3 protein-coding genes and 2 pseudogenes are annotated in these 2,242 nt (G+C 54.4%); 1 reads left to right on the plus strand and 4 read right to left on the minus strand.

Annotated elements, in window-relative coordinates; all coding sequences use genetic code 11:
* Positions 1-98 precede the first annotated feature (98 nt).
* Positions 99-380: pseudogene (locus LOC54_RS12070) on the minus strand (DDE-type integrase/transposase/recombinase); the annotation flags it as partial.
* A 135-nt stretch (positions 381-515) separates the two neighbouring features.
* On the opposite strand from LOC54_RS12070, the gene LOC54_RS12075 reads away from it, so the two are divergent.
* Positions 516-1,076: a recombinase family protein gene (locus LOC54_RS12075; protein ID WP_279314030.1), complete on the plus strand. Its 561-nt coding sequence runs from the start codon at positions 516-518 to the stop codon at positions 1,074-1,076.
* 64 nt (positions 1,077-1,140) lie between these two features.
* On the opposite strand, the gene LOC54_RS12080 is transcribed toward LOC54_RS12075, so the two are convergent.
* The 3 genes and pseudogenes from LOC54_RS12080 to LOC54_RS12090 form a co-directional block, all read right to left on the minus strand.
* Entirely contained in the window at positions 1,141-1,470 is a 330-nt protein-coding gene (locus tag LOC54_RS12080) for a DNA-binding transcriptional regulator (protein WP_279314031.1), read from the minus strand.
* Positions 1,458-1,808, minus strand: a complete 351-nt coding sequence (locus tag LOC54_RS12085; protein ID WP_347709406.1) for a BrnT family toxin — start codon at positions 1,806-1,808, stop codon at positions 1,458-1,460. Before LOC54_RS12085 ends, LOC54_RS12080 begins: the two co-directional genes overlap by 13 nt.
* Before the next feature lie 110 nt (positions 1,809-1,918).
* Positions 1,919-2,242 (minus strand): annotated as a pseudogene (locus tag LOC54_RS12090) (hypothetical protein); the annotation flags it as partial.

Raw genomic sequence — 2,242 nt, forward strand, 5'->3', positions numbered from 1 at the left:
ATGATCAGCATCCTGTGAATCACATTTTTAGCCCAATGGGTACCCCGTGAGTCTGATCAAGAAACGGTTGGTATAATGGGGGCTGATTTCTGGGTTTTTTAGAATGTATAAATTCCGAACTGTCTTTCAATAAGACGCACTTCTCCCATGATACCCTCCTGGAGCTGGAAGAATTTAGCCTGTCCCTTTTTCAGTGCCCGCATGACTTCAAAACCTTTAATGGTCGCATAGGCGGTCCTGAGGGTTTTGAAGCCACGAACCGGTCTGATCAGCTGCCTGAGTTTGCCGTGATCCGCCTCGATCACATTGTTCAGATATTTGACCTGACGGTGCTGCACCGTGTCAGGCAATTTACCATCCTTTTTGAGTGCGCTGATCGCTATACTTTTCTGGACACTTCCGGCCTTGGCTGAGAACCGGGTTTTTCGAGTGTCAGGAAAACACATAAAACGAATTTATTGACATATCGTAATCATATTCCTTAGGTGTTTCCTGACATATGGGGAGCGTTTATCATGGCCGGTCAGATCATCGCCTATGTTCGGGTATCAAGTGTTGACCAGAACACCGATCGTCAGAGGTTCGATGGGGTGAAGGTGGATAAGACCTTCACGGACAAATGCTCCGGCGGCACGCGGAACAGACCGGCCCTCACTGAGATGCTTCGTTATGTAAGGGAAGGTGACACCATCATCTGCCACAGCATCGACCGGCTTGCTCGTGACCTTCAAGACCTATTGCATCTTGTGGAGACACTCACAGTCCGTGGCGTAGGTGTTCGGTTTATCAAAGAGGCCCTGACGTTCGAGGGGAACGCCTCGCCCATGCAGACGATGATCCTGCAAGTGATGGGGTCTTTCGCTCAATTTGAGCGGTCCTTAATCAAAGAACGCCAGCGCGAAGGGCAACAGGCTGCCAGAGCCAGGGGAAAGCTACCCGGACGTAAGAAATCCCTGTCACCGGATCAGATCACGGCTCTAAAGGCCCGCGTTTCTGCTCACGAGCCAAAAGCCCAGATTGCCCGTGAATTCGGAATAAGCCGGGAAACGCTTTATGCGTATCTCAAGGCAGTCTAGCAAGAAGGGGCCGTTTGCGGGAGGTGCACCTCATTGCTCCTGATCCCGCTTCTCTGTGGTTCGATCAGGCTACCATCGCCCGGCGCACCGCATCGGGTTCACGCCATAAGACACGCAGAAGCGTCCGCACCGCCGGGTCAAGGCTCACACGGCCCTGCTCCCAGTTCCGCCATGTCGCCACCGGCACACCGGCCAGAGTGGCAATGTCTGTCTGGGTCAGCTTCAACTGGCGGCGCACCGTCGCAGGAGACGGATAGGCTGGCCCCGGCAGATCGCTTTCTGTCCCATCTTCGCGGGCCTGCTGGTCAATCTCTGCGGCCGTCGTCGCCTGAACGCGCGCCAGATCGACCCGGCCGCCACGACGTTTGATGTCTGCCAATGTCAATTTTGCCATTTGATCCACTCCTTCCGGTGCATCTTCCGGGCCGAGATAATGCGCAGACACATCCCGCGCACCGTATAAACGACCATAAACGGGACACCTTCGATCAAGCCTGCGGCCCGGATACGGGGTTCTCCATAATCCTTACGGTCGTCCGGTTTCTGAAGAACAGGCCCCAGAAAAATCTGGGCTGCATATTCGAAATCGAACCCCCTCTCTTCAAAGCAGGCATCGCTTTTTGCGTCGTCCCATTCAAACTCAATCTCAGGCCCTGTCATGCTTTTTATATACGCTGTTAGCGTATCTTCGCAAGGCATGTCAGCAAGTGCTGATCGTTCATGTGAGATCACAGAGTGCCCGTTCCATTCGGAGAACCCCCACCATGCCTCTGACACCGCGCTGTTTTGACCCAGAACTCACTCTCTGAAGCAGACCGGGACACGTCCATATTCGTGCCCATTTATGTGCGCTTCTTGCCTTCCCACACAGGCAATCCGGCGTATTCAACCGATCCCTGTGCCATGCGGATATCCTGACGGGTTGAATTCGCACGCGTCAGAAGCAGGATTTCCAGCAACATAGCCATCAGCTCGTCCGGGATGCCATCTGGCTCCTGTGCTTCGGTCGCGTCCGGTGCTGTGGGTGTGCCAGCAACCTTCCGGTTCAGGTCATCCAGAAGGTCTGTAACCAGCCTCATGTCCTGACGAGGTGCTGTCACGTTAACTGATGTTAGGTGACTGAAGGCCGGAGAAGGGATTGTCATGCGGCGAGAGCGGTCGCGCTG

The organism is Acetobacter sp. AN02, assembly GCF_029759835.1.
GTDB lineage: Bacteria > Pseudomonadota > Alphaproteobacteria > Acetobacterales > Acetobacteraceae > Acetobacter.

Excerpts from the sequence above, each read along its gene's own strand:
- LOC54_RS12080 (WP_279314031.1), bottom strand. The coding sequence starts at position 1,470 with ATGGCAAAATTGACATTGGCAGACATCAAACGTCGTGGCGGCCGGGTC.
- LOC54_RS12075 (WP_279314030.1), top strand. The coding sequence starts at position 516 with ATGGCCGGTCAGATCATCGCCTATGTTCGGGTATCAAGTGTTGACCAG.